Source organism: Streptomyces sp. NPDC014870 (assembly GCF_043081505.1).
GTDB lineage: Bacteria > Actinomycetota > Actinomycetes > Streptomycetales > Streptomycetaceae > Streptomyces.
Map to the genome: position 1 here is coordinate 409,811 of NZ_JBIBWQ010000006.1, position 25,477 is coordinate 435,287.

The 25,477-nt window shown below is 71.6% G+C and carries 26 protein-coding genes, 1 pseudogene and 1 riboswitch; of the genes and pseudogenes, 10 read left to right on the plus strand and 17 right to left on the minus strand.

Going from position 1 to position 25,477, the window contains the following annotated elements:
* Positions 1-112: 112 nt before the first annotated feature.
* The gene (locus ACF09C_RS19910) at positions 113-610 is read left to right on the plus strand and encodes a type II toxin-antitoxin system PemK/MazF family toxin (protein ID WP_392092849.1); all 498 of its coding nucleotides are present in this window, start codon (positions 113-115) and stop codon (positions 608-610) included.
* Between the two features lie 56 nt (positions 611-666).
* Here ACF09C_RS19910 and ACF09C_RS19915 read toward each other — a convergent pair whose 3' ends face one another.
* From ACF09C_RS19915 to clpS, 10 genes are all read right to left on the minus strand, one after another.
* The gene (locus ACF09C_RS19915) at positions 667-1,617 is read right to left on the minus strand and encodes a PLP-dependent cysteine synthase family protein (RefSeq protein ID WP_392092851.1); all 951 of its coding nucleotides are present in this window, start codon (positions 1,615-1,617) and stop codon (positions 667-669) included.
* A gap of 6 nt (positions 1,618-1,623) precedes the next feature.
* A complete protein-coding gene (locus ACF09C_RS19920; RefSeq protein WP_392092853.1) occupies positions 1,624-1,902 on the minus strand; it encodes a MoaD/ThiS family protein in 279 nt (92 codons plus the stop codon).
* Between the two features lie 109 nt (positions 1,903-2,011).
* Entirely contained in the window at positions 2,012-2,110 is a 99-nt protein-coding gene (locus tag ACF09C_RS19925; RefSeq protein WP_361962636.1) for a putative leader peptide, read from the minus strand.
* 44 nt (positions 2,111-2,154) lie between these two features.
* Entirely contained in the window at positions 2,155-2,970 is an 816-nt protein-coding gene (locus ACF09C_RS19930; RefSeq protein ID WP_392092855.1) for an ABC transporter ATP-binding protein, read from the minus strand.
* Complete coding sequence (locus tag ACF09C_RS19935; RefSeq protein WP_392092856.1) at positions 2,967-4,043, minus strand: FecCD family ABC transporter permease; 1,077 nt, start codon at positions 4,041-4,043, stop codon at positions 2,967-2,969. The genes ACF09C_RS19930 and ACF09C_RS19935 overlap by 4 nt, the downstream gene beginning before the upstream one ends.
* The gene (locus ACF09C_RS19940) at positions 4,040-5,014 is read right to left on the minus strand and encodes an ABC transporter substrate-binding protein (protein ID WP_392093015.1); all 975 of its coding nucleotides are present in this window, start codon (positions 5,012-5,014) and stop codon (positions 4,040-4,042) included. The genes ACF09C_RS19935 and ACF09C_RS19940 overlap by 4 nt, the downstream gene beginning before the upstream one ends.
* 36 nt (positions 5,015-5,050) lie before the next feature.
* Positions 5,051-5,176, minus strand: a riboswitch (cobalamin riboswitch).
* 4 nt (positions 5,177-5,180) lie between these two features.
* Positions 5,181-5,609: a Mov34/MPN/PAD-1 family protein gene (locus ACF09C_RS19945; protein WP_392092858.1), complete on the minus strand. Its 429-nt coding sequence runs from the start codon at positions 5,607-5,609 to the stop codon at positions 5,181-5,183.
* 130 nt (positions 5,610-5,739) lie between these two features.
* Positions 5,740-7,191: an amino acid permease gene (locus ACF09C_RS19950; protein ID WP_392092860.1), complete on the minus strand. Its 1,452-nt coding sequence runs from the start codon at positions 7,189-7,191 to the stop codon at positions 5,740-5,742.
* A gap of 291 nt (positions 7,192-7,482) precedes the next feature.
* Entirely contained in the window at positions 7,483-8,070 is a 588-nt protein-coding gene (locus ACF09C_RS19955; protein WP_392092861.1) for a DUF2017 domain-containing protein, read from the minus strand.
* The gene (clpS, locus tag ACF09C_RS19960) at positions 8,070-8,384 is read right to left on the minus strand and encodes an ATP-dependent Clp protease adapter ClpS (protein ID WP_315892238.1); all 315 of its coding nucleotides are present in this window, start codon (positions 8,382-8,384) and stop codon (positions 8,070-8,072) included. The genes ACF09C_RS19955 and clpS overlap by 1 nt, the downstream gene beginning before the upstream one ends.
* A gap of 136 nt (positions 8,385-8,520) precedes the next feature.
* Between clpS and ACF09C_RS19965 the strand changes: the two genes are divergently transcribed.
* Both ACF09C_RS19965 and ACF09C_RS19970 read left to right on the plus strand, forming a co-directional pair.
* Positions 8,521-9,849 carry a nicotinate phosphoribosyltransferase gene (locus tag ACF09C_RS19965; RefSeq protein ID WP_392092863.1) on the plus strand — a complete coding sequence of 443 codons (1,329 nt, stop codon included), beginning with the start codon at positions 8,521-8,523 and terminating at the stop codon, positions 9,847-9,849.
* A gap of 111 nt (positions 9,850-9,960) precedes the next feature.
* Complete coding sequence (locus tag ACF09C_RS19970) at positions 9,961-10,548, plus strand: isochorismatase family protein (protein ID WP_392092865.1); 588 nt, start codon at positions 9,961-9,963, stop codon at positions 10,546-10,548.
* 30 nt (positions 10,549-10,578) lie between these two features.
* On the opposite strand, the gene ACF09C_RS19975 is transcribed toward ACF09C_RS19970, so the two are convergent.
* Together ACF09C_RS19975 and ACF09C_RS19980 are read right to left on the minus strand one after the other, a co-directional pair.
* On the minus strand, positions 10,579-10,896 hold the full coding sequence (locus tag ACF09C_RS19975) for a hypothetical protein (protein ID WP_392092867.1): 318 nt from the start codon (positions 10,894-10,896) through the stop codon (positions 10,579-10,581).
* Positions 10,897-11,020: 124 nt separating this feature from the next.
* Complete coding sequence (locus ACF09C_RS19980; protein WP_392092868.1) at positions 11,021-13,465, minus strand: immune inhibitor A domain-containing protein; 2,445 nt, start codon at positions 13,463-13,465, stop codon at positions 11,021-11,023.
* A gap of 380 nt (positions 13,466-13,845) precedes the next feature.
* On the opposite strand from ACF09C_RS19980, the gene ACF09C_RS19985 reads away from it, so the two are divergent.
* Positions 13,846-14,133 (plus strand): hypothetical protein, encoded by a 288-nt coding sequence (locus tag ACF09C_RS19985; RefSeq protein ID WP_392092870.1) that lies wholly within the window; start codon positions 13,846-13,848, stop codon positions 14,131-14,133.
* A gap of 24 nt (positions 14,134-14,157) precedes the next feature.
* On the opposite strand, the gene ACF09C_RS19990 is transcribed toward ACF09C_RS19985, so the two are convergent.
* Together ACF09C_RS19990 and ACF09C_RS19995 are read right to left on the minus strand one after the other, a co-directional pair.
* A complete protein-coding gene (locus ACF09C_RS19990) occupies positions 14,158-14,919 on the minus strand; it encodes an RDD family protein (protein WP_392092871.1) in 762 nt (253 codons plus the stop codon).
* 85 nt (positions 14,920-15,004) lie between these two features.
* Entirely contained in the window at positions 15,005-16,504 is a 1,500-nt protein-coding gene (locus ACF09C_RS19995; RefSeq protein WP_392092872.1) for an RDD family protein, read from the minus strand.
* A gap of 322 nt (positions 16,505-16,826) precedes the next feature.
* Between ACF09C_RS19995 and ACF09C_RS20000 the strand changes: the two genes are divergently transcribed.
* A complete protein-coding gene (locus ACF09C_RS20000; protein WP_392092873.1) occupies positions 16,827-17,318 on the plus strand; it encodes an SsgA family sporulation/cell division regulator in 492 nt (163 codons plus the stop codon).
* A gap of 89 nt (positions 17,319-17,407) precedes the next feature.
* Here ACF09C_RS20000 and ACF09C_RS20005 read toward each other — a convergent pair whose 3' ends face one another.
* Entirely contained in the window at positions 17,408-18,787 is a 1,380-nt protein-coding gene (locus tag ACF09C_RS20005) for an FAD-binding oxidoreductase (protein WP_392092874.1), read from the minus strand.
* A gap of 97 nt (positions 18,788-18,884) precedes the next feature.
* Here ACF09C_RS20005 and ACF09C_RS20010 point away from each other — a divergent pair, with 97 nt between their 5' ends.
* Positions 18,885-20,471 (plus strand): tetratricopeptide repeat protein, encoded by a 1,587-nt coding sequence (locus ACF09C_RS20010; RefSeq protein WP_392092876.1) that lies wholly within the window; start codon positions 18,885-18,887, stop codon positions 20,469-20,471.
* Between the two features lie 184 nt (positions 20,472-20,655).
* Here ACF09C_RS20010 and hppD read toward each other — a convergent pair whose 3' ends face one another.
* The gene (gene hppD, locus ACF09C_RS20015) at positions 20,656-21,801 is read right to left on the minus strand and encodes a 4-hydroxyphenylpyruvate dioxygenase (protein WP_362425017.1); all 1,146 of its coding nucleotides are present in this window, start codon (positions 21,799-21,801) and stop codon (positions 20,656-20,658) included.
* 121 nt (positions 21,802-21,922) lie between these two features.
* On the opposite strand from hppD, the gene ACF09C_RS20020 reads away from it, so the two are divergent.
* The 4 genes and pseudogenes from ACF09C_RS20020 to ACF09C_RS20035 all read left to right on the plus strand — a co-directional run bounded on the left by ACF09C_RS20020 (position 21,923) and on the right by ACF09C_RS20035 (position 24,745).
* Positions 21,923-22,399: an Lrp/AsnC family transcriptional regulator gene (locus ACF09C_RS20020; protein ID WP_362011812.1), complete on the plus strand. Its 477-nt coding sequence runs from the start codon at positions 21,923-21,925 to the stop codon at positions 22,397-22,399.
* 85 nt (positions 22,400-22,484) lie between these two features.
* On the plus strand, positions 22,485-23,123 hold the full coding sequence (locus tag ACF09C_RS20025) for an ArsR/SmtB family transcription factor (RefSeq protein ID WP_392092879.1): 639 nt from the start codon (positions 22,485-22,487) through the stop codon (positions 23,121-23,123).
* A gap of 44 nt (positions 23,124-23,167) precedes the next feature.
* On the plus strand, positions 23,168-23,371 hold the full coding sequence (locus tag ACF09C_RS20030; RefSeq protein ID WP_392092881.1) for a hypothetical protein: 204 nt from the start codon (positions 23,168-23,170) through the stop codon (positions 23,369-23,371).
* Positions 23,368-24,745 (plus strand): annotated as a pseudogene (locus ACF09C_RS20035) (MFS transporter). Before ACF09C_RS20030 ends, ACF09C_RS20035 begins: the two are co-directional and overlap by 4 nt.
* On the opposite strand, the gene ACF09C_RS20040 reads toward ACF09C_RS20035, so the two are convergent.
* Complete coding sequence (locus ACF09C_RS20040) at positions 24,678-25,469, minus strand: S16 family serine protease (protein ID WP_392092882.1); 792 nt, start codon at positions 25,467-25,469, stop codon at positions 24,678-24,680. The pseudogene ACF09C_RS20035 and the gene ACF09C_RS20040 sit on opposite strands and share 68 nt — an antisense overlap.
* Positions 25,470-25,477 lie beyond the last annotated feature (8 nt).

Genomic DNA, 25,477 nt, shown 5'->3' on the forward strand with positions numbered 1-25,477 from the left:
GTCGCTCCTCCGCGGCGGCCCGTTGTGGGCGAACTCACGGGCTCTGTCACCGGTTCGGATGGACCTGGGGCGGGAGCGCGCGGGGTACGGGTGGCCGGTAACGTCTTGGGGTATGGACACGTCCTGGTGGCCGGCGCTCGTCGCGGTCGTGGTGATCGCGCTGGTCGTGGCGCTGGCCGACGGCCGCAAGCGCGCGGACCGGCGGCCCGGCGGCCGGACGCGCCCGCCGACGCGGCCCTCCGGGCGTCCACCCGTACGGCCGAAAACACCCACCCGGGCCCCGGGGAAGGCGCCCGAGCGGCTCCCCCGTGCGGGCGAGATCTGGTGGGCGGACGTGCCCTACGAGGACGGGCCTGGGTCGAAGGACCGGCCGTGTCTGGTGCTCGCGCTGCGCGGGGACTCCGCGCTCGTCGCCAAGATCACCAGCAAGTACCACGACGAGCGGCCGGGGGTCATCGCGCTGCCGCCGGGGTCCGTGGGCGACGCGCAGGGGCGGCCGAGCTTTCTGGAGACCGATGAGCTGCGGGAGGTCCCGGTGTGGGAGTTCCGCCGCAGAGTGGGAACGGCGGACCCGGTCGTGTGGGACCAGGTCCGCCATCTGGCGACCTGAGAGACAGGTGCAGGGGCCACGCCCCGACCTGAGAGACAGGTGCGGGGGCCGGGCCGCTACGCCCAGAGCTGGCCCTGGACCGTCTCGATGGCCTCTTCGGTGGTCGCCGCCGTGTACAGGCCGGTCGACAGGTACTTCCAGCCGCCGTCCGCCACCACGAAGACGATGTCCGCGCTCTCGCCGGCCTTGAGCGCCTTCTGGCCGACGCCGATCGCCGCGTGCAGCGCGGCGCCCGTGGAGACGCCCGCGAAGATGCCCTCCTGCTGGAGGAGGTCCCGGGTGCGGGTGACCGCGTCGGCGGAGCCGACCGAGAAGCGGGTGGTGAGGACCGAGGCGTCGTACAGTTCGGGGACGAAGCCCTCGTCCAGGTTCCGCAGCCCGTAGACCAGGTCGTCGTACCGGGGTTCGGCGGCGACGATCTTGACGTCGGGCTTGTGCTCGCGCAGGTAACGGCCGACGCCCATCAGGGTGCCGGTGGTGCCGAGGCCCGCCACGAAGTGGGTGATGGACGGGAGGTCCGTGAGGATCTCCGGGCCCGTCGTGGCGTAGTGCGCGCCCGCGTTGTCGGGGTTGCCGTACTGGTAGAGCATCACCCACGTGGGGTTCTCGGCCGCGATCTCCTTGGCGACCCGAACCGCCGTGTTCGACCCGCCCGCCGCGGGGGACGAGATGATCTCGGCGCCCCACATGGTGAGCAGCTGGCGCCGCTCCTCGCTGGTGTTCTCCGGCATGACGCAGACGATGCGGTAGCCCTTGAGCTTGGCCGCCATCGCCAGCGAGATCCCGGTGTTGCCGCTGGTCGGCTCCAGGATGGTGCAGCCGGGGGTGAGCCGGCCGTCCTTCTCGGCCTGCTCGATCATGTGGAGCGCGGGGCGGTCCTTGACCGAGCCGGTGGGGTTGCGGTCCTCCAGCTTGGCCCAGATGCGGACGTCGTCCGACGGGGAGAGCCGGGGCAGGCGGACCAGGGGCGTGTTGCCGACCGCCGCGAGCGGGGAGTCGTAGCGCATGGTGGATCAGACCATGCCGCCGGCCACGGCCGGCAGGATCGTGACGTTGTCGCCGTCGGCCAGCTTGGTGTCGATGCCGTCGAGGAAGCGGACGTCCTCGTCGTTGAGGTAGACGTTGACGAAGCGGCGCAGCTGGCCCTTGTCCACGATGCGGGCCTCGATCCCGGCGTGGCGCGTCTCCAGGTCGGCGAAGAGCTCGGCGAGCGTCGCACCGCTGCCCTCGACGGCCTTCTCGCCGTCGGTGTAGGTGCGGAGGATGGTCGGGATGCGGACCTCGATGGCCATGGCGTGGGCTCCTGTTTTCGGGAGTCGGGAAGTGGCGTGAAAGGGCGCGCGGCCGTGGGCCCCGCGCGGGGTGGTGCTTCGTGGGGCGCCGGTCGGTGAGCGCCCCCGCTCACATCGCGCTGGCGAGACGGCACAGGTCGACGTGCAGCCGCGCCACGAGCAGCGCGCTGCCCGGCGTCGTCACTTCGCTCACGTCGTGGGAAACCATGCGGTCATCGTATCGATTCCCGGTCCGGGTTCCGGAATGTGATCTCACATGGCGGACGCTTCGTGCTCGACTGGCGGACCGGGGTCGACGACCGGGACATAGACGACGGTCGGCGTTCCGGTCCTCGGATGCGGGATGACCTCGGCTTCCACACCGTAGACGGTGGCGAGGAGGGCGGGGGTGAGGACCTCGGTCGGCGGCCCCTCGGCGACGACCCGGCCGCGCTGAAGGACGTACAGCCGGTCGCAGTACGCCGCGGCGAGGTTGAGGTCGTGCAGGGCGAGGAGGTTGGTGGTGCCCAAGTCGCGGACGAGGCGGAGGACTTCGAGCTGGTAGCGGATGTCGAGGTGGTTGGTGGGCTCGTCCAGGACGAGGAGCGCGGGGTCCTGGACGAGGGCGCGGGCGACGAGGGCGCGCTGGCGTTCGCCGCCGGAGAGCGTGGGGTACGGCCGGTCGGCCAGCTCGGCGATGCCGACCCGGGCGAGGGCGGCCTCGGCGCGCGCGCCGTCGGCGGCCGTGTCGCCCTCCCAGAAGCGTTTGTGCGGGGAGCGGCCGAGGGCGACCAGTTCCTGGACGGTCAGCTCGAACTCGGTGGAGCTGTCCTGCGGGACGACTCCGATCCGGCGGGCGCGGGCCTTGGGTCCGAGGGCGGACAGGTCGTCGCCGTCGAGCAGGACGCGGCCGGCGGTGGGGGTGAGGGTGCCGTAGACGCAGCGCAGGAGGGTGGACTTGCCGCTGCCGTTGGGGCCGACGAGCCCGATGGTCTCGCCGGGGCGGGCGGTGAGGTCGGCGTCGTGCAGCCGGGTGTCGTACGAGACTCCCTTGAGGACCAGTTCCGTGGGGGCGGGCCGGGAGGTCACACCGGGCTCCCTTCCGCGCGGTGGCGCATGAGCCAGAGGAAGAGGGGGCCGCCGATGAGGGCGGTGAGGACGCCGACCGGGATGTCCTGCGGCGCGGCGACGGTCCGGGCGGCGAGGTCCGCGAGGATCAGGGCGAGCGCGCCGCCGAGCGCGGCGACCGGAAGCAGGCGGCGGTGCGGTGCGCCGACGGCCATCCGGGCGGCGTGCGGGGCCATCAGGCCGACGAAGCCGACGGCGCCGCTGACGGAGACCATGACGGCGGTGACGAGCGAGGCGAGGACGAAGACGGCGGCCCGGAAGCGGGCGGTGTCCAGGCCGAGGACGGTGGCGCCCTCCTCGCCGACGAGGAGCAGGTCGAGCGGGCGGGCGAGGGCGACCAGGACCGCGGTGCCGAGGGCGACGACGACCGAGGGAAGCGCGAGGGTGTCCCAGCGGGCGCTGCCGAGGCCGCCGAGGGACCAGAACATGGCTTCCTGGAAGTGCTCGGGCCGCCGGGACAGGACGAGGAACAGGGTGCTCAGCGCCGACAGGATGTAGGAGACGGCGACGCCCGCGAGGACGAGCCGGGCGCCGGTCATCGTGGAGCCGCGCCGGGCCAGGGCGTAGACGAGGACCAGGGCGAGCAGGGCGCCCGCGAAGGCCCCTGCGGGCATGGCGACGGTGGTGGTGACCCCGCCGCCGATGCCGAGGACCAGGACGAGGACGGCCCCGCTGGACGCCCCGGAGGAGATCCCGAGCAGGAAGGGGTCGGCGAGCCGGTTGCGGACCAGGGCCTGCAGGACGGCGCCGACGACGGCGAGTCCGGCGCCGACGACCGCGCCGAGCAGCACGCGCGGGAGCCGGACGTCGAGCACGATCGTGCGGTACGGGGAGGGGGCGGCGCGGCCGGTGAGGATCTCGACGACCTGGCCCACGGGTATCCGTACGGAGCCGAGGGCGACCCCGGCGACGACGGCGGCCGCGAGGGCCGCGAGGAGGCCTGCGACGACGAGCCCGTACGGCAGGCGGCCCCGGCGCCGGCGCCGGGCGGCGGCGGCCTCGGTGGCCGCCGCCGGTCCCGTCACCGCCGTCACCGGTTCGGGTGCAGCTGGGCGGAGAGCTTGTCGACGGCGGCCGGGACGCGGACGCCCAGGACCGCGTCCGAGAGGGGCATGACGGCGAAGCGCTTGTTCTTGATCGCCGGGACGTCCTTGAGGGCCGGGTCGTCCAGGAGGCGCTTCTTCTTCTGCTCGACGGTCGTGGAGCCGTAGTCGTAGATGACGATCACGTCGGGCTTGCGGGCGACGACCTGCTCCCAGGTCGCGTCGCCGAAGGTCTTGTCCAGGTCGGCGAAGACGTTGCGGCCGCCGGCCCGGGTGATCAGCTCGTTGCCGATGCCCTTGCCGCCGGCGGTGAACGCGGTCTTGTCGCCGCTGTCGTAGACGAAGACGGAGACCGGGGCGACGCCCTTGAGCCGCTTCTCGGTCGCCGCGACGGTCTTCTTCGCCTCGGCGGTCCAGTCCGTGCCGCGCTCGGGGACGCCGAAGGTGCGGGCGACCTCGTCGACCTCCCGGTAGAGGTCGGCGAGGGAGGAGGCGCCGGAGGGGCAGTACTCCATGTTGAGGCGGCTCTCGATGCCCGACTTCTTCAGGTCGTCCCGGCCGCGGCCGGCCTTGGCGTCGAAGGCGCTGGCGTAACCCCCGTACACGAAGTCGGGGTTGGCGGCGAGCAGGGCCTCCTTGGAGGGGTACTCCTTGGCGAGCACCGGCACCGCGTCGTAGGCCTTCTTGTACGCGGGCAGGATCCGGTCGTCGAGGTAGGCGGTGCCGACCAGGGACTTCTCCAGACCGAGCGCGAGCATGACCTCGGTGACGTGCTGGTTCATGGTCACGGCCCGCTTCGGCGGCGCCTGGAACGTCGTCTTCACACCGCAGTTGGTGACGGTGTACGGGAATCCCGCGGCGGACTTCCCCGAGGGGGCGGCCTGTTCGGCGGGGGCCGCGCAGGCGGCGAGCAGCGGGACGAGGGCTGCGGCGGGCAGCAGGGTACGGCGGTGCCTGGTCAGCACGGAACGAGCCTCCTCCGGGGATTTCCACGTCCCCAGTCGGTGGTGAGAGGCGGCAGGTCAGTTCCTGGCTCCCAGCGTCCGAAGTCGCTGGTCACAGTGGCGGGACCGTGCCGGATTCGCACCGGCTTCCTGGGTCCTGCCGCCCTGGTGTCGGGTCAGTCTCTCAGGCGTCGTACGCCTCGACGACCTTGACCTCCTCCTCGGTCACCACGCCCTCGACGATCGTGTAGGAGCGGAACTGGAAGGGGCCGGCGCCGTCGACGTCGGCGGTGGAGACCAGGACGTAGTGGGCGCCCGGCTCGTTCGCGTAGGTGATGTCGGTGCGCGAGGGGTACGCCTCGGTGGCGGTGTGCGAGTGGTAGACGATCACGGGCTCCTCGTCCCGGTCGTCCATCTCGCGGTAGAGCTTCAGCAGATCGGCCGAGTCGAACTCGTAGAACGTGGGTGAGCGCGCCGCGTTCAGCATCGGGATGAACCGCTCGGGGCGGCCGCTGCCGGCGGGACCCGCGACCACGCCGCAGGCCTCGTCGGGGTGGTCCGCGCGGGAGTGTTCCACGATCTGGTCGTACAGGGCCCGGGTGATGGTCAGCATGGCGACAGGATAAGCATCGGATCAAGAGGGGCCGCGCGGAGCGCGTCAGGCAGGGTGGTGGTGGGCGACGGGTGGGCCGCCCCGTACCGAGGAGTGGTACGGAGCGGCCCGGATGCTGGACAGGCAGGCGTTACGAGCGCTTCACGAAGGCCGCGCCCTGCGGGTTGCGCGCCTTGAGGACCAGGTACGCGACACCCAGGATCAGGCCCCACAGCGGGGCGCAGTACAGCGAGATCCGCGCGTCCTTGTCGATGCCCATCATCACGATGACCATGCCGATGAAGGCGAGCGAGAAGAGGCTGAGCCAGATGCCGCCCGGGGCCTTGAAGGAGGACTGGGGCAGCTCGCCCCGGTCGGCCTTGAGGCGGAAGCGGACCTGGCAGACCAGGATCATGATCCAGGCCCACATGCCGGAGATGGTGGCGAAGGAGACGACGTAGTTGAAGGCGTCGCCGGGCCACTGGTAGTTGATCCAGACGCCGACCATCATCAGCCCGGCCGAGAAGGACGTGCCGACCAGCGGCAGGCCGTTCTTGGTGAGCTTGGTGAAGAACTTCGGGCCCTGGCCGTTGAGCGCGAGGTCGCGCAGCATGCGGCCGGTGGAGTACATGCCCGAGTTGCAGGAGGAGAGCGCGGCGGTCAGCACGACGAAGTTGACGATCGCGGCGCCGATGCCGAGGCCCATCTTCTCGAAGGCCGCGACGAACGGGGAGACGCCCGGCTGGAAGTGGGTCCACGGGACGACCGACAGGATCATGATCAGCGCGCCGACGTAGAAGACGGCGATGCGCCACGGCACGGTGTTGATCGCCTTGGGCAGGACGGTCTTCGGGTCCTTGGACTCGCCGGCCGTCACGCCGACCAGCTCGACCGCGAGGAAGGCGAACATGACCATCTGCAGGGTCATCAGGGTGGAGCCGATGCCCTTGGGGAAGAAGCCGCCCTCGGACCAGAGCAGGGTGATCGAGGCGGTGTCACCGGCGTCGGAGAAGCCGACGGTGAGGACACCGGCGCAGATCAGGATCATGCCGACGATCGCGGTGACCTTGACCATCGAGAACCAGAACTCGAGCTCGCCGAAGAGCTTGACCGAGATCAGGTTCGCGAGGAACAGGACGACCGTGAAGATCAGGGCGAAGACCCACTGCGGCTGATTGAGCCAGCCGTCCGCGTTCTTGGTCCAGTACTGCATGTACGCGGAGGCCGCGGTGACTTCGGTGATGCCGGTCACGACCCAGAAGAGCCAGTACGTCCAGCCGGTGACGAAGCCCCAGAACGGGCCGATGAACTCGCGTGCGTACTCCGAGAAGGAGCCGGACACGGGCCGGTACATGAGGAGCTCGCCGAGCGCCCGCATGATGAAGAAGATGACGAGGCCCGCGATGGCGTACGCCAGGATCAGACTGGGTCCCGCCTTGGAGATGCCCTTGCCCGCTCCGAGGAAGAGGCCCGTGCCGATGGCGCCGCCGATCGCGATCATCTGGATCTGGCGGGCGCCGAGTGCCCGGTGGTAACCCTCGCCGTCGGCGGAGTCCGCGGCCTCATTGCCGTCGTGCTGCTTGTCGACCTGCACTGAGGTCATGTTGATGCGCCTTTCTCCACGCTGATCCCCCCGGATATGGCTGGAGTGCTACCGGCGGTCAGCCGGCCAAGCGCCCTCGGGAACATGGGTGGCGTCCCCGAGTGGTCGTGAAGATTTATCACGGGGGAAACAGTGATCGAGGAGGGGCGTTGTGGCGCAGGCCACAGGAAAAAGGGGTCAAAAGCCACTCAACAGGACCAGTAAGAACACTTTGGTGACGTATTCGTTATCCGGATTTGAGTGTCCGCTGAGCGAACGGCGCCCTACCGATCGGTATCGGGCGCCGCGATCTCACGCGCCGGACATCAGGGTCTCGACGAGTGACTCCTGGAGCGCGCCCAGCCAGAGATACGCCATCACCATCGGCTTGCGCGGATCGGAGTCGGGCAGGCGGTACAGCTCCCCGCTCTCGTCCTCGTCGGTGACCTCCAGGCGCGTCCCGATCGTCAGCCGCAGATCGTTGAGGGCGCCGAGCCAGGCCCGGGACTCGTCGGGGGTGAGCTTGAGGACCGCCTCGCCCTCGCCGGCGGCGGAGCTGAGCGCGTCGAGGCTGCGGATCACCGCGAGCGCGTCCTGCCGCTTGCGGGCGCGCAGGTCGTTCTCGGTGTAGCGGCGGAACTCGGACGACGCCGAGCGCAGCTCCTCGCTCTCGTCCGCGTACGCGTCGGGGAAGAGCCGCTTGAGCGCGGGGTCGCTCGGGGCCTCGCTCGGCCCCTCGGTGAAGAGCGCGGCCAGCGGGTCCTCGCCCTCGACGGGCTCGTCGCCCGGGCCGATCAGCTCCATGAGCTGGACGGCGAGGGAGCGCAGGATGGAGACCTCGACCTCGTCGAGCGCGACGGCGGCGCCGCCGCCCGGCAGGACCTCGAAGTGGCCCGCCATCAGCCGCGGTCCTGGGTGAGGGTCGCCCACAGGCCGTAGCCGTGCATCGCCTGCACGTCCCGCTCCATCTCCTCGCGGGTACCGCTGGAGACCACCGCGCGGCCCTTGTTGTGCACGTCGAGCATCAGCTTGTGCGCCTTGTCCTTGGAGTAGCCGAAGTACGCCTGGAAGACGTAGGTGACATAGCTCATCAGATTGACCGGGTCGTTGTGGACCAGGGTCACCCACGGCACGTCCGGCTCGACGACGGCGAAGGTCTCCTCCGCCGATTCCGTGCGTTCGATCTCAATTGGCGCGACGCTCACTGAACCCATGCTGCCACCTCGGGAGGGGGGTCGCACAAACGGGTCAGCCCCGGCGACGCTCGAACGGAGGCGGCACGGAGGCGGCACGGAGGCGGCGCAGGCTAGAAATCGTCAAACTGACGATTTCTGCGGTAGCATCGCTGACATGAACGCTGCGGACCTTGGGCTGCCGGTGGACGTGCCGTCGACCGCGCTCTTCACCGACCAGTACGAGCTGACGATGCTCCAGGCGGCCCTCAGGGCCGGCACCGCCGACCGGCGCTCCGTCTTCGAGGTCTTCACCCGCCGCCTGCCCGAGGGCCGGCGCTACGGCGTGGTGGCGGGCGTCGGACGGGTCCTCGACGCGGTCGAGAACTTCCGCTTCGACGCGGACGTCCTCGGCTTCCTGCGCGAGCAGTCCATCGTGGACGAGCCGACGCTCCGCTGGCTGGCCGGCTACCGCTTCTCGGGTGACATCTGGGGCTACCCCGAGGGCGAGGTGTACTTCCCCGGCTCCCCGATCCTGCGGGTCGAGGGCTCCTTCGCGGAGTGCGTGCTCCTGGAGACCGTGATCCTGTCGATCCTCAACCACGACTCGGCCATCGCGGCCGCGGCCTCCCGGATGTCGGGGGCGGCCGGCGGGCGGCGGCTCATCGAGATGGGCGCCCGGCGCACCCACGAGCTGGCCGCCGTCGCCTCCGCCCGCGCCGCCTACGTGGGCGGCTTCGACTCCACCTCGGACCTGGCCGCCGGCTTCCGCTACGGCATCCCGACGGTCGGCACCTCCGCGCACGCCTTCACCCTGCTGCACGACAGCGAGCGGGACGCGTTCCGGGCCCAGGTCGAGACCCTCGGCCGCGGTACGACGCTGCTCGTCGACACCTACGACGTGGCCGAGGCCGTCCGTACCGCCGTCGAGGTGGCCGGCCCCGAGCTTGGCGCCGTGCGCATCGACTCCGGTGACCTGCTGCTCGTCGCGCACCGGGTGCGGGCGCAGCTGGACGAGCTGGGCGCGACGACCACCAAGATCGTGGTCACCTCGGACCTGGACGAGTACGCCATCGCCTCGCTGGCCGCGGCGCCGGTCGACGCGTACGGGGTGGGCACCCAGCTGGTCACCGGCAGCGGGCACCCGACCTGCTCGATGGTCTACAAGCTGGTGGCCCGCGCCCAGTCGGCCGACCTCAAGGCGCCGCTGACGGCGGTGGCGAAGAAGTCGCTGGGCGGCAAGGCCTCGGTCGGCGGCCGCAAGTGGGCGGCCCGCCGGGCGGACGCCGACGGCGTCGCGGAGGCCGAGGTCGTCGGTACGGGCCCGGTGCCGCCGGAGCTCGCCGACCGGCAGCTGCTGGTGGAGCTGGTGAAGGGCGGCGACGTGGTGGCCAGGGAGCCGCTGGAGGCGGCCAGGGCGCGGCACATCGCGGCGCGCGCGGGGCTGCCGCTGTCGGCGACCCAGCTGTCGCGGGGCGAGCCGGTGCTGCCCACGGAGTACGTGTAACACCCTGCGAGGCCCCCTCCCGAAGGGCGGGGGAAGTCTCTAGGCTCGAAGCCATTCCCCCGCCCGACACCCGCCCGAAACCCGTCGCCGGCCCACCGAAGGACACCCGCCATGCACCGCGCATTGATCGTCGTGGACGTTCAGAACGACTTCTGCGAGGGCGGCAGCCTCGCGGTGACGGGGGGTGCGGATGTCGCCGCCGCCATCACCGACCTGGTCGGGGAGGCGGCGGGCGCCGCGTACCGGCACGTCGTGGCCACCCGTGACCACCATGTCGACCCGGGCGACCACTTCTCCGAGACGCCGAACTACGTGACGTCCTGGCCGGTGCACTGCGTGGCCGGGACCGAGGGCGTCGGCTTCCACCCGAACTTCGCCCCCGCGGTCGCCTCCGGCGCGATCGACGCGGTGTTCGACAAGGGGGCGTACGAGGCGGCGTACAGCGGCTTCGAGGGGCGCGACGAGAACGGCGCGACCCTGGCCGAGTGGCTGCGGGCGCACGACGTGGCCGAGGTCGACGTCGTCGGCATCGCGACGGACCACTGCGTCCGGGCGACGGCGCTGGACGCGGCCCGGGAGGGGTTCCGTACGCAGGTCCTCCTCGACCTCACGGCGGGCGTGGCCAAGGAGACGACCGAGCGGGCCCTGGAGGAGCTGCGTGGGGCCGGGGTGGAGCTCACGGGCAAGCCCGTGGTCTGACCTACGCCCGGCCCTCCCTCCGGGACGGCCCTAGGAGGCCGTGGGCAGGCTCCGTATGGAGTGCCACAGCTCCTGGGTGGTCGTGCCCGTGGCGCCCGTCGCGGAGCGCCACAGGAGCCCGTCCGGGTGGTGCAGGACGGCGGTGATCTCGTCGGGGGTCGGGGGCTCCGCGTTGCCCCGGAGGTAGACCGCGCGCAGGCCCAGGTTCCGCAGCCGGGTCAGGGCGCGGGCACGGTTGGCGGCGTGGACCAGGAAGCGGACCGTGGCCCCGTCTCCGGCCGGGCTCGGGAGCCCTATCGCGACGACCACACTGCCACCTGGCAACTTGCAGAAACCTCCACCGGGCATGCCGGAACCACTCCCCCTGTGCGTTTGCTGTCAATAAGAACTCGGTCAGGGGCACTCAAACACGATCGGCCGCCGCCCGCTAGAGGGCGACGGCCGATCATGCTTTGACCTGCGGTTTTACTGATTACTTCGTGGACGGACCCACCTGGACGGTGATCGTCTCGCCGTTCTTCGGCTCCTTGACGACCGCGATCTTGGTGTTGGTGTCAGTTACCTTGACACCGGCCCGCTCGGTCTCCTGGTACCAGTACGTACCCTTCCGGTCGTCGAAGACCGGGTTGCCCGCCTGCGGCTTGATCCACGCCGGGGCGTCCGCGCTGTGCAGCGTGAAGCCGTCGGTGCGGTAGGTGCCGAAGGGCGCGTCGTGCGACTGGATGCGGTTGCGCATCAGGGTGCCGTTCGACCACTTCAGCGGCGTCGGGTGCGCGTCGACCGGAAGGACGAGGCCCTGGCCCGGGTGGACGGCCGTGTTGTTGTCCTTCTGCGAGGTGTCCCACAGCCAGATCAGCAGACCGTTCTGGTACGGGTAGTGCTCGACCCAGCTGGCCTTGTCACCCGTGAAACCGAAGTTGTACGGGCCGACCTTGAGGGTCGCGTCGTACGACACGTACTGGCGGTTCTCCGCGAGGTAGTACTGCTCGTACTCCTTCGTGAAGCCCTTGCCGATGCGCGAGAAGCCCTTGGCCGTCCAGCCGTTGTCGCCGCCCTCGACGGTGTCCGTGAAGACCGGGGCGCCGTCGGCGGTCAGCGTGATGGCGTCGGCCGCGAAGCCCTTGCCGCCCGCGCCGCCGTCCGTCTGGTAGCGGAAGCGGAGGTCGAACTTCTTGCCGGCGTAGGCGTCCAGCGGGAAGACGAGCGGCTTGTACGCGCCGGAGACGTCGGTCAGCGCCGGGGCGCCGCTCGCGTCGCGCGGCAGCGGCTTGCCGTCCACCGTGCCGTCCAGGGCGGTCCAGTTGGCGCCGCCGTCCGTCGACACCTCGGTGTAGAGGTAGTCGTAGTCCAGCTCGATGTCGTACCAGCCCTTGAGCTCAAGGGTGGCCTTCGACTTGCCGGTCAGGTCGACCGAGCGGGTCAGGGTGTTCTTGAGGTCGTCACCCATCCCGCTCCACCACTGCGTGGCACCCTCGGCGGGCGCGACGACCTCGGTGGTGACCTGCTTCTTCGGCAGCTCGACGACGAGCGCCTGCGGGTTCTTGGTGTTGTACTCGGCCACGCCCAGCTTGTGGGTGGACTTCGTACCGCGCTGCTCGTTGCTCACCTTCGTGTAGTTGAGCCAGCCGAGCTGCAGCTTGTCCCAGGCGGTCATGTCGCCGGGCAGGTCGCCGATGGACTCCTTGCCCCGGCCGAGCCAGGAGCCGGAGGACATCAGGGACCAGAAGCCGGTCGAGTTCTCGGCGCCGGGCTTGCCGGAGGTGTCGTACAGGTCCGGCAGACCGAGGTCGTGGCCGTACTCGTGGGCGAAGACGCCGAGGCCGCCGTTCTCCGGCTGCATCGTGTAGTCGCCGACCCAGATGCCGGTCGAGCCGATCTGCGTGCCGCCGGACTTGTTGTTCGCCGGGCCGGTCTTGCCGGCGTCGGTGCCGTACGCGTACCAGCGGTGGGCCCACAGGGCGTCGCCGCCCTGGACGCCGCCGCCCGCCGACTCGTCCTCGCCCGCGTGGACGATCTGGAAGTGGTCGATGTAGCCGTCGGCCTCGTTGAAGTTGCCGTCGCCGTCGAAGTCGTACCGGTCCCACTGGTCGTACTGGGCCATGTCGGCCTTGATCTGGGCGTCGGTACGGCCCTTGGCCTTCTGGTCGGCGGTCCACGCGGCGACACCGTCGCGGACGGCGTCCCAGACGTTGGCGCAGTTGCTGTTGCCGCAGTAGTTCGAGCCGTAACGGGCCTCGTTGTACTCGACCTTGACCCAGTCCGAGACCCCGCCCTCGACCGAGTAGCGGCCCGAGGAGGTCTTCTCGTAGTAGGTCTTCAGGGACTGCTTCGGCTGGCCGGTCTTCTTGTCCTTGCCGGTGCCGAAGTACAGGTCCTGGAAGTGCTGCTGGTTGTAGTCCTTCTGCCAGGCCGTGGAGTTGTCCTTCGCACGGTCCGGCTCGGCTATCTGGTTGTGCAGCGGGCCGGGCGTGCCGCCGAACTTCGGCTTGGGCTCGGTGGTGTCGTCGTCCGCGCGGTCGACCAGCGTGGTGCTGTCGACCTTGTCGCCGAACTCGACGAGGATCGTGAAGATCTTGTCGGTCTTCTCCCGGCCCAGCTCGACGTACTTCTTGCTGTCGAGCTTGACGACCTGGGAGCCCCCGCGGCGCTCGACCTTGGTCTCGCCGCTCAGGACCTGCTCGAGCGCGGCCTTGCGCTGCTGCTCCTGCTGCTTGCTGTACGGACCTTCGAGGTCGTGGTCGACCGCGGTCTTGTCCACGCCGGCGCCCTGCGCCGGGTCGTGACGCTCGATGGAGGCGGGTGCGCCCGGCCCCTTGTCGTCGGCCCACGAGGTGGTGAAGGTCGAGGCGGTGGCGGCGGTGGCCGCGAGCGCCACGACGACTGCGGACGCTCTGATCGCCCGTCGTCTGCTGGTCACTTGATGTTTGTCCCCTCCGGCGCCCGCGACCGCGGACCTGAGGTGGGGTGTCCGCAGGCGGGTACGCGCGTCACAAGTGACGACATTCGACCGGAGTTGCTCGCGAAAAGACAGTCCTTGACTTGAACAGGCCAACTGCACTATGCAGAAGTCGGTTTCCGTTATCCGGACGGTCATCGGGCGCACCAGAAGGGGTCATTCGGGGAATCGGTGACTCCATGCGCCCCCCGTGCACCCGCACCGTGGGTTAGGTCACGCTTACTACCTGTTTCGCCCGGGCATCCAACGACGTAGAGTCGCTCGGGTGGGGGTCCCCCCGGCCCCAGCCAGGGGGAGCGACTGCCGCCGACCAGCCGATGGATCGAGGGACGGTACCCGTCATGCCGCGTCCGAACGCCGCACAGCTCGCCTACGGTTCGGCCACCGTCGTCTTCTCGACCGTCGCCCTGCTGTTGCTGTCCAGCACCACGACCGCGCTCGGCATCGTCGCGATCAGCACCGCCGGGCTGCTGCTCGGCGTACTCGTCGCGATCACGCTGCCGGCCACGAAGCACCGCGGGACCCCCGCGTCGCCGGTGCCGGCCGCGCCCCCCAGGACGGACGAGATCCGGGTACCGGCCGTCCGCGTGGGTGCGGGGGCCGATACCCGGATCGGTTCCAGCTCGTAGCGCCGTCGCCGGCGCGCTCCTCCCCTACTGCGGCACGGACACCACCACGGTCTTCGCCGCCTTGTCGTGCAGGCCCTGCTTGTAGGGCTTGTCGACCAGGATCAGGATGAGCAGGAGCAGCGGCCACAGGCAGGCGCAGCAGACCAGGGCCGGCACCCACAGCACGATGGCCCGGATCAGCGAGGCGTTCGTCGGCGGCGTGGAGCCGTCGTTGAGCATCGCGACCCGCAGCTTCAGCCACTTCTTGCCGAACGTCTGGCCCTTCTTGGCCGTCATCACGGTGTCGTAGGCGACGTACGCCACGATCGAGATGAGCTGGAAGACGAGTCCGCTGCCCGTGCTGGTCGCGCTGATCGCGTCGCCGAAGTCGTCGGTGTTGTCGGTCGCCCGGTCGTACACGTCGAACGGGATGCCGATGATGGCGAGCGGAATGGTGACCAGCAGCCAGTCGATGATCCTCGCGAAGATCCGCTTGCCGGAGTCGGCGAGCGGGGGCATTCCGGCGAGCGGATCCGCACCGCCGTAGCCGCCACCGCCGCCGTAGGGCTGGGAGCCGTACGGCGGGGGCGGCGGCGGAGCGTTGTCGTACGGCGACCCGGGCGGGGGCCCGGGCGGCGGGCCGCCGGGGGGCGGGCCACCCGGGGGCGGCCCCTCGGGCGGAGGGGGCTCGCTCCCGTACGGGGACCCCGCCGACGGCGGCGGCGTGGGCTGCTGCGGCTCCTGCGGCCTCTTGAGGAACGGGTCGTCCTCGGGCCGCTCGCCGGGCGTCGGCTGATCGTTGCTCATGTGGGCAGTGCATCCCGGGCGGGCGGTGCCCGCAAGGAATCGCAGCCCGTTCGAGGGACGGCGGCCCCTCCTGGCTGACTCCTTGTCAGCCTGCCACGAAGGTGTGGGCCGCCTTGTCGTGCCAGCACTGCCGCCACGGACGGTCGAAGAGGCACCAGAGGACGTTCAGGACCCCGAGCACCAGCAGCCCGAGGACGCTGTAGACGAGCCAGCGGCGCAGGGCCGCACCGAAGGTCGGCGGCTCGTGCGCCTCGATGTCCCGCACCTGGAGACCGCAGAGCTTCTTGCCGAGCGTACGGCCCCACTTGGCGGTGGGCAGCACTTCGTACAGGACGCCGAGGACGAGGAGGGCGGCGAGCGCGATCCCGAAGTTGAGGGAGGTGGTGCCGTCCAGGAGCCAGACCTGGACGGTGACACCGGACTGCTTCGCCGCCTCGATCTTGGCGTCGATGTGGTCGAGCGCGGTCGTGACGAAGGGGAACGCCGCCGCGCCCGCGAGCGCGCCGAGCACGAGGGTGTCGACGAACCGGGCGACCAGCCGCTTGCCGAGCCCGGCGGGCCGCGCGGCCGCCTGGGCCCGGGCCGCCTGCAGGAACGGGTCCTCGACGGGCGGCTTCCAGGGCACGACGGGCGGCTCGCCTGCACCGGAGGCGGCCGGGGCGGGGGTGGGCGCCGACTGGGCGAGCTGCTGCACCTGCTGCGGCCAGGAAGCGGCCCCACCGCCTGCCCCGGTGACCACGGGGGCGGGAGCGGGAGCGGCCGGAGTGGCGGAAGCGGCAGGGGTCGCGGGGGTGGCCGGGGCGGGCGCCGGGGCCGTTGCGGGCGCCGGGGCGGGTGCCGGTGCGGGTGCCGGTGCGGGTGCCGGGATGTGCGAGAGCGGGGCCTGCGCGCCCGGGGAGCTGGGAGCGGCCTGGGGGCCCTGCGCGGGCGGGGCGGCCTGCGCGGCCGACGCGGCGCCCTGCGCGCGGATGGTCATCGTGCCGTCGGAGACCGGCGCGTTTGGCCGACGTACGCCGGGGAGCGCGCCGCCCGTCGGGTCGGCGGACTGCGCCGCCGGGGTCACCGGCATCCCGCCGAGCCGGGCCTGCGGCCCGGGGTTCGCCGACACACGGGGGTCCCGCGCGCCGGACACGTGACCGGCCGAAGGGCCTGCGGAGGGGCCGGACGCAGGGCCGGACCCCGCAGGGGACGCGGCGGCCGGCGTCGACGGCTCGGGCGCGCCCCAGGAGACCTTCTGGTCGCGGTCGCCGCCGAAGCCGGTCTGCCGGGAGGCGTCAGCCTGCCACGCGGAGGCCGGCTCGGGCTCGACGGTGGACGCGACGGGCTCCTCGTCGAAGAAGTGAGGTCCTGTCTCCTCCACCGCGGGCACCACGGGCGCGGGTGACGGGCTCGGGACCGGCGCGGGCGCCGGCGGGGTGGCCGCGACCGGGGCGGACGGCGCGAGTTCGCCGTCCTTGGGAGCGGGCCGGCTCGTCCCGGGTACCCAGGCGCCCCCGTTCCAGTACCGGATGTATCCGGGAATGGAGGGGTCCGGGTAGTACCCGGCGTGCGGGACCTCCCCGCCGGCTCCAGGAGGAGTAGCCACTGCCCCGACTCCGTTCCGTGACGACGCTTCTACGACTCAGGGGCCCGCGGGCCCAAGGAGGACAGTAACGAAGAACGGCGCCGCAAGAAGACGGAGGAGGCGAGAAACCCGCCTTCGAGCGACATACCCACAGAACCCGCGACTCACCGTCACGTTCAGGCCGTCGATCCGCCCGTCTCGCGGGCTCGTCTCGCGGCTCCCTTCGCGCCCCCGGAAAATCTCCGCGAAAAACTTTCCCGAAGTCGCGTAATGACCCGCATCCACCCCGCTCTCTCCCTGTGAAGGCCCACCCGGGGCCCCACACCCGAGAGGACGTGCCGCCATGCAGAACACCGAGAACACCGTCGTCGAGCGCGAGCTGGAGCTGAAGCTGGTGCTCTCCCCCGAGCGCTCCATCCCCGTCCCGGCCCGTCTCGTCTACCGCACGGACGACCCGTACGCCGTCCACATCACCTTCCACATCGGCTCGGAGTACCCGGTCAACTGGACCTTCGCCCGCGAGCTGCTCGTGGAGGGCGTCTTCCGGCCCTGCGGGCACGGGGACGTCCGGATCTGGCCCACGAAGGTCGACGGCCGCAACGTCGTCCTGATGGCGCTCTCCTCCCCCGACGGCGACGCGCTCCTGGAGGCGCCCTCGGCGCAGGTGTCCGCCTGGCTGGAGCGGACCCTGCGCGCCGTCCCGCCGGGCACCGAGTCCGAGCAGCTCGGCATCGACGAAGGACTGGCCGACCTGCTCGCCACGACCTCGGTCGCCGACGACCTCTGGCTGAGGGACCCGTGGCCGTCGGACGAGTCCCAGGACGGCGAGGCGTGAGCGGGGAGGCGAGAGGGTCGGAAGAGGAGAGAGGGTCGGAAGAGGCGAAAGAGTCGGAAGAGGCGAGAGGGTCAGGAGACGCGAGACGGTCAGAAGAGCTTTCCGGGGTTCAGGATTCCGAGCGGGTCGAAGGTCTGCTTGATGCCCCGCTGCAGCTCCACCCCGACCGGCCCCAACTCCCGTGCCAGCCACTCCTTCTTCAGCACCCCCACACCGTGCTCGCCGGTGATCGTGCCGCCCAGCTCCAGGCCGAGCGCCATGATCTCGTCGAAGGACTCCCGCGCCCGCCGCGACTCGTCCTCGTCGGCGTGGTCGAAGCAGACGACGGGGTGGGTGTTGCCGTCGCCCGCGTGCGCGCAGACGCCGATGGTCAGGTCGTACTTGGCGGCGATGGCGGCCGTGCCGTCGAGCATCGCAGCCAGATTCGTGCGCGGTACGCACACGTCGTCGATCATCGTCGCGGACTTGACCGTCTCAAGGGCGGTGAGCGAAAGACGGCGGGCCTGGAGGAGCAGTTCGGACTCGGCGACGTCCTCCGCCGGTACGACCTGGGTGGCTCCGGCCGCCGCACACAGCTCCCCGACGGCGGCCAGATCGGCAGCGGGGTCCGGGGTGTCGAAGGCGCACAGGAGCAGCGCCTCGGTGGTGTCGGGCAGCCCCATGTTCGCCAGCTTGTTGACGGCACGGATGGTGGTGCCGTCCATCAGTTCCAGCAGCGACGGCGTATGGCCGCGCTCCATGATCGCGCAGACGGCCTCGCAGGCGGCCGCCGAAGAGGGGAACTCGGCGGCGAGCGCGAGCTGGCGCGGCGGTCGCGGACGGAGCGCGAGGGTCGCCCCGACAACGATGCCGAGGCTGCCCTCGGAACCGACGAAGAGCCGGGTCAGGTCATATCCGGCGACGCCCTTGGCGGTGCGCCGGCCGGTGGAGAGCAGCCGCCCGTCGGCGAGGACCACGTCGAGACCGAGGACGTACTCCGCCGTCACCCCGTACTTCACACAGCACAGCCCGCCGGACGCGGTGCCGATGTTGCCGCCGATCGTGCACATCTCCCAACTGGACGGGTCCGGCGGATAGTACAGGCCGTGTTCGTCGACGGCCCGGGACAGGACGGCGTTGACGACGCCCGGTTCGACGACGGCGATCCGGTCGACCGGGTTGATCTCCAGGATCCGGTCCATCTTGACCAGGGAGAGCACGATGCAGCCGTCGGAGGCGTTCGCGGCGCCGGACAGGCCGGTGCGCGCGCCCTGCGGGACGACCGGGACGCGCAGCGCGGTCGCCGTGCGCATCACGTGCTGGACCTGCTCGACGGTGCGTGGGAGCACCACGACGGCGGGGTCGCCCGCCGCGCAGAAGCTCGCCATGTCGTTCGCGTAGGAGGCGGTGACGTCCGGGTCGGTGATCAGCGCCTCGGCGGGCAGGCCCGCACGCAGGTCCGCGTGGAGCCGCGTCAGAAGATCGTCCATGCGTCCAGCCTGGCACTCGGGGCCATCGGTGTGAACCCGCCGCCGTGGACCTTGTGTGCTCTTCGTACAGGCACGGCGACGGCGCACAGTGAGCGGCATGAAGACGGAGAACGTGTCCCGGTCGGTCCTGGCCGCCGGGGTGGGCGCGGTGCTCGCGGCGACGGCGCTGCTCTACGCCCCCGATCTGGCGCCCGGCCTGTTCGGCGGCGGTCCGCAGCGCCCGCCCGGCCCCGCCGACCGCGCGGTGCTCGCGGCGAACGCGGGGGCGCAGGCCTCGCTGCCCGACCTGGCCGCGCTGATCGGCGACCGGGAGAAGTGGCTGCAGGACCATCCCGCGGACGAGGCGTCATGGGCCGTCCTTGGGACGGCGTACACGGAGCGGGGCGCGCGGCGCGCCGACTCCGCCGACTTCCCGCGCGCCGAGCGCGCCCTGAAGCGCTCGCTGGAGGTACGGCCCGCCGCGCGCGGCAACCTCGACGCGCAGCTGGGGCTCGGTGCCCTGGCGAACGCGCGGGGCGACTGGCGGACGGCCAGGACCTGGGGCGAGGCTGTCCGCAAGGAGGACCCGAAGCGCTGGTCGGCGTACCCGGTGCTGATCGACGCGTACAACGGGCTCGGCGACTACAAGGCCGCGCAGCAGGCGCTCACGGCCCTGGAGGAGCTGCACTCGGGCGCGGCCGTGAGCGCGCGGACGGCCCAGATGTACCGCAACCGGGGCTGGCGCGAGGACGCCGCCGCGGCGGCGAACGACGCGGTCGCGCAGGCCGAGTCGGGCACCGACAAGGCCGCGGCGTTGGCGCGGCTCGGGGATCTGGCGTGGGAGCGGGGTGAGCCCGCGGAGGCCGTGGAGGAGTACGGGAGGGCACTGCGGCTCGTACCGGAGCACGGCCCTTCCCTGGCCGGGCGGGCCCGCGCACTCGCGGCGCTCGGCCGCACGGACGAGGCGCTGGCCGACTACCGGGCGGCCCTGGCCCGGCTGCCGCGCCCGGAGTACGTCCTGGAGGCGGGCGAGCTCTACGAGTCGCTGGGCATGGACGGGGACGCGCGGAGCCAGTACGAGCTGCTGCGGACGCGGGCGTGGGTGGGCGCGGAGGCCGTCCTCGGCCTCTTCGAGGCGGACCACGGCGACCCGGCGGCGGCGGTGCGGCGGCTGAAGGAGGAGTGGGCGCGCGGGCACCGGTCGGTGCAGGTGGCGGATGCGCTGGGGTGGGCGCTGTTCCGGGCCGGGGAGCCGAAGGAGGCGCTGGACTACGCGAAGAGGGCGACGGACGAGGGGCTGCGCAGCGCGCTGTTCTCGTACCACCGGGGCGAGATCGAGCGCGCGGTGGAGGCGTTCGGCCCGGCCCGGCGCCATCTGGCGGAGGCGCTCCGCATCAACCCGGCCTTCTCGCCGCTGCTCGCCCCGAAGGCCCGCGAGGCGGTGACGGCGCTCGGTGACCCGCCGGACGTCCTGCCCAAGGAACTTCAGCCGGAGCCGGAGCCGGAGCCGGAACGAGGGGCGCCCCGTCCGGCGAAGCCGGGGAAGCCGTCGGGCACGTCGAGCGCGTCGGAGGCCTCGGGCACGTCGAGCGCGTCGCAGCCGTCAGGTACGTCGGACGCGGGGAACACCGCTCCCGCCGGGGCGGCGAGCGGGCAGACACCCGCGCCCCGCACGGCACCGACGACGCAACGGTCGCCCGGGTAGGACCGGGGCGCACGGTCGCGGGGCCGGGCGCGCACGGCCGGGTCCGGGGCGCCGGCGACGCGGCGGCGCCACCCCCGCGGGCGCCGCGGCGTGCCGGCGCCGTACGGTCCCGGGCCGTGGCCCGGGGTGTGGGAGCGAGGCCGGCGGGGTGCGGGGTGTCCCCGGCCCGCCGGCCCTCGCGGGACTACAGGTTGCCGCGCTTCTCCTGCTCGCGCTCGATCGCCTCGAAGAGGGCCTTGAAGTTGCCCTTGCCGAAGCCCATGGAGCCGTGGCGCTCGATCATCTCGAAGAAGACGGTCGGGCGGTCCTGGACCGGCTTGGTGAAGATCTGCAGCAGGTAGCCGTCCTCGTCGCGGTCGACGAGGATCTTCAGCTCGCGCAGGGTCTCCACGGGCACGCGGGTCTCGCCCGCCCACTCGCCGAGGGTGTCGTAGTACGAGTCCGGGGTGTCGAGGAACTGGACGCCCGCGGCGCGCATGGAGCGCACGGTCGCGACGATGTCGTTGGTGGCCAGGGCGATGTGCTGGACGCCCGCGCCGCCGTAGAACTCCAGGTACTCGTCGATCTGCGACTTCTTCTTCGCGATCGCCGGCTCGTTGATCGGGAACTTCACCTTGAGGGTGCCGTCGGCCACGACCTTGGACATCAGGGCCGAGTACTCGGTCGCGATGTCGTCGCCCACGAACTCCTTCATGTTCGTGAAGCCCATGACCTTGTTGTAGAACCCGACCCAGTCGTTCATCTTGCCGAGCTCGACGTTGCCGACGCAGTGGTCGATGGCCTGGAAGGTGCGCTTGGCCGGCGGCTCGACGATCGGGGCGGCGGCGACGAAGCCCGGCAGGTAGGGGCCGTCGTAGCCGGAGCGCTCGACGAGGGTGTGGCGGGTCTTGCCGTACGTGGCGATGGCCGCGAGGACGACGGTGCCGTGCTCGTCCTTGACCTCGTGCGGCTCGGTGATGCCGGTGGCGCCGTGCTCGACGGCGTAGGCGTACGCGGCGCGGGCGTCGGGCACCTCGATCGCCAGGTCGACGACGCCGTCGCCGTGCTCGGCGACGTGCTCGGCGAGGAAGCGGCCCCAGTCGGTGGAGACCTTGATGACGGAGGTGAACACGAAACGGGCGGCGCCGTTCGTCAGGACGTAACTCGCGGTCTCGCGGCTGCCGTTCTCCGGTCCGGAGTAGGCGACGAGCTTCATGCCGAAGGCGGTGGAGTAGTAGTGCGCGGCCTGCTTGGCGTTGCCGACGGCGAAGACGACCGCGTCCATTCCCTTCACGGGGAAGGGGTCGGCCTGCCGCGCGGTGGAGGGCGTGTGATCGATGGTCTCAGTCATGGGGGCAGAGTCCCGCCGATCGGCAAGCTGCGCAATAGTTCGTCGGAGGGCTGGGCAATATGCACAGCGTAGGGCCAGTATGAACGGAAGAGTTGTACAGGATGACCATGAGGAGGTCGCCGTGGCGATCGATCATCTGGACGGCCGGCTGATCGTGCTCCTCGCACGCGAACCGAGGATCGGGGTCCTGGAGGCCTCACGCCGGCTCGGGGTGGCGCGCGGCACCGTGCAGGCGCGGATGGACCGCCTCCAGGCGAACGGGGTGATCCGCGGTTTCGGCCCCCAGGTGGACCCGGCGGCGCTGGGGTACCCGGTGACGGCGTTCGCGACCCTGGAGATCAAGCAGGGGCAGGGTGCGGACGTACGGGGGCACCTGGCGACCGTGCCCGAGGTGCTCGAACTGCACACGACGACCGGCCACGGCGACATGCTCTGCCGACTGGTCGCCCGCTCCAACGCGGACCTCCAGCGGGTGATCGACCGGGTGGTCGGCTTCGAGGGGATCGTGCGGGCGTCGACGGCGATCGTCATGGAGAACCCGGTGCCGCTGCGGATCATCCCGCTGGTGGAGCAGGCGGCGGAGGACGGGGCGGAGTAGGCCGTTCGGCTCGCCCCGCGGAGTTGCAAAGAAGTGGTTGCAAAAAATCCTTGCAACCACTTCTTTGCATGCCTATGCTCATGCCATGCCCGAGCCCGAGCCCAAGAAGCAGCCCGACCAGCAGCAGCCCACACCAGAGCCCGCACCGCGGCCCGAGAAGCTCGACGTCCGTTCGCTCGATCCCCGCTCCCTGCGAGGGCTCGCCCACCCGCTGCGCATCCAGCTGCTGCGCAGCCTGCGCGCCCACGGCTCCGCCACCGCCTCCCAACTGGCCGAGCGGCTGGGCGAGTCCAGCGGAGCGACCAGCTACCACCTGCGCCAGCTCGCCGCCCACGGCTTCGTCGAGGACGACCCGACGCGGGGCAAGGGCCGGGAGCGCTGGTGGAAGTCCGCCCAGCAGGGCACGACGTTCGACGAGTCGCTGTACCGGAACCGGGACCCCGAGGTGCAGGGCGCGGTGGCGGTCTACCTGCACGAGATCGCGACGATCCACACCCAGGAGCTGAACACCTATCTCGGCACCCGCCACGAGTGGGACGAGAAGTGGCTCGGCGCCTCCGACATGAGCGACTTCACTCTGCGCCTCCCGCCCGCCGCACTGCGCGAACTCGACGACAAGCTCCACGAACTCATCGAGAGCTACCGCACCTCCCCCGCCGCCGATGACCCGGAAGCCCGTCGCGTACGCGTGCATCTGCACGCCTTCCCGCAGTCCGAGAACTGACACCAGCGACCCGCGCACCACCAGCCGGAAGGGATCACGAAGCCATGCACGCAGACGTCCACCTCCTGCTCCACGACCTCCGAGCCGCCGAACTCCACGACACCGCGACCGAATCCGGCAAGCACACCCTCCCAGGCACCCCGATGCGCACCCGACTCGGCTGGACCCTGGTGGAGTTGGGGCTTCGCCTCGCCGTCCCCGGCGTCAGGCCGGTCACGGTCCGCCCGGCAGCCACCGTCGCCGCGTGAGCGGGCGGGGGGAACGCGTCCGACCATCCCGCCCGGCCTCGGACCGCGCGCCCCTGGCCACCGTCCTGGTCGCCAACGCCATCTCCATCACCGGCAATTCACTCACCCTCATCGGCGTCCCGTGGTTCGCGCTCGACACCACGGGCAGCCCTGGCAAGGCGGGCCTGGTCGCGTTCTGCGCGGCCGTCCCCGTCGTCGTCTCCGCGATCGTCGGCGGCCCGGTCATCGACCGGATCGGGCGCCGGCGGATCAGCGTCGCCTCCGACCTCGTCTGCGCGCTCGCGCTCGCCGCGATCCCGCTCCTGCACCGGGCGGGACTGCTCCAGTTCTGGATGCTGTGCGCGCTGATGGCCGTGACCGGCCTCTTCCACGCCCCCGGCGAGACCGCCCGCTCCGTCCTCGTCCCCACCCTCGCCCGCCGCGCGGGGACGCCGCTCACCCGCGCCGCGAGCCTCTACGACGCCGTGTCCAGGGGCGCCCGGATGACCGGCGCCGCCCTCGCGGGCCTCCTGGTCGCCGTCCTCGGCGCCGACTCCGTCCTGTACCCTCGACGCCGTCACCTTCGGGCTCTCCGCCCTGCTGGTCCTCGTCGGGCTGCGGGGCGTGCCGGAAGCCGCGCCGCTGTCCGACCCGGCACCGTTCTCCCTCTCCGGCTACCGCGCCGACCTCCGGGAGGGGTACACCTTCGTCCTGCGCTCCCGGCTGATCCTCGGCATCCTCGTCATGGTGATGGTCACCAACGGCCTGAACCAGGGCTGGAGTTCGGTGCTCCTGCCGGTCCACACCCGGGAGCACCTCGGCGGTCCGGCCGCGCTCGGCCTGCTGGTCGCCGTGTTCGGCGGCTGCGCGCTGCTCGGCGCGCTCTTCTACGGGGCGGTGGGGCACCGCTTCCCGCGGCGCGCCGTCTTCGCGGCGGGCTTCCTGCTGTGCGGCGCCCCGCCGTACGTCGCGGCCGCGCTCACCGACACCACGGCGCCGCTGCTCGTGGTCCTCGCGGCGGGCGGCTTCGGGGCGGGGGTACTGAACCCGATCCTGGCGACGGTGGCGTACGAGACGGTCCCGGACGAGCTGCGCAGCCGGGTCTCCGGGGTGAACACGGCCGCCGTGCTCCTGGCCACCCCGCTCGGCGGCCTGGTCGCGGGGCAGCTGGTCGAGGGAGCCGGGCTCACGACGGCGCTGGTCGCCTTCGGCGGGGTCTACTTCCTGGCCACCCTCGCCCCGATGGTCTTCCCGTCCTGGCGCGGCATGGACGCCCGTCCGGCCCCGGCCGGGAAGCGCGTCTCGCGGGAGGCGGAGGGGAAGGAGGTCAGCAGCTCGGAACCTTCGCGTCCTGCCCCTGCTCCAGCGCCCGGAGCGAGTCCACCGCCTCGCTGAGCGTGGTGACCGGGATGAGCCGCATCCCCTTCGGCAGCTCGGCCTGCGCGTCGGAGCACTCCGCCTTCGGTACGAGGAAGACGCTCGCCCCGTCGCGCGCAGCGGCCTGGGTCTTCAGCGAGACCCCGCCGACGGCGCCGACCCCGCCCTGAGGGTCGATCGTCCCCGTACCGGCGATGGTCCGCCCGCCGGTGAGCCGGCCGCCGGCCTGGCCGTCGAGCTTGTCGACGATCCCCAGGGAGAACATGAACCCGGCGCTCGGCCCGCCGATGTCGGCGAGGTGGAGGGTGACCCTCACGTCCTTCGGGTCGAGCTTCAGATAGTTCAGGGCGGCCACCGTGGCGGCGTCCTGCGACTCCTTCATCTCACCGAGGTTGTGCTTCTCCACCTCGGCGTCCGACTTGCCCGGCGGGTAGACGGAGTCGCGGGGCAGCACGGCCTGGTCGGTCCGGAACCAGGCGTCCGCGATGTCGGCGAAGTCGTTGTCCACGCTCGGCCCGGTGGCCACGATCGTGGTCATCAGGAGCTTGCCCTCGGTCTCCTGGACGGGTGCGCCGCTGATCGTGATCACCGGCCGCCCGTCGACCGCGCCGAGCACGTCGGCGGTGGTTCCGGGCGAGGCGATGGCGAACGGCAGCGGCGCGAGCCCGACGACGGCGAAGAGCGCGGCGACGGGCAGGGCGCAGAGCGCGAGCGCGCGGTGACGCGAGAGACTGGTGAGCACTCCCCCAA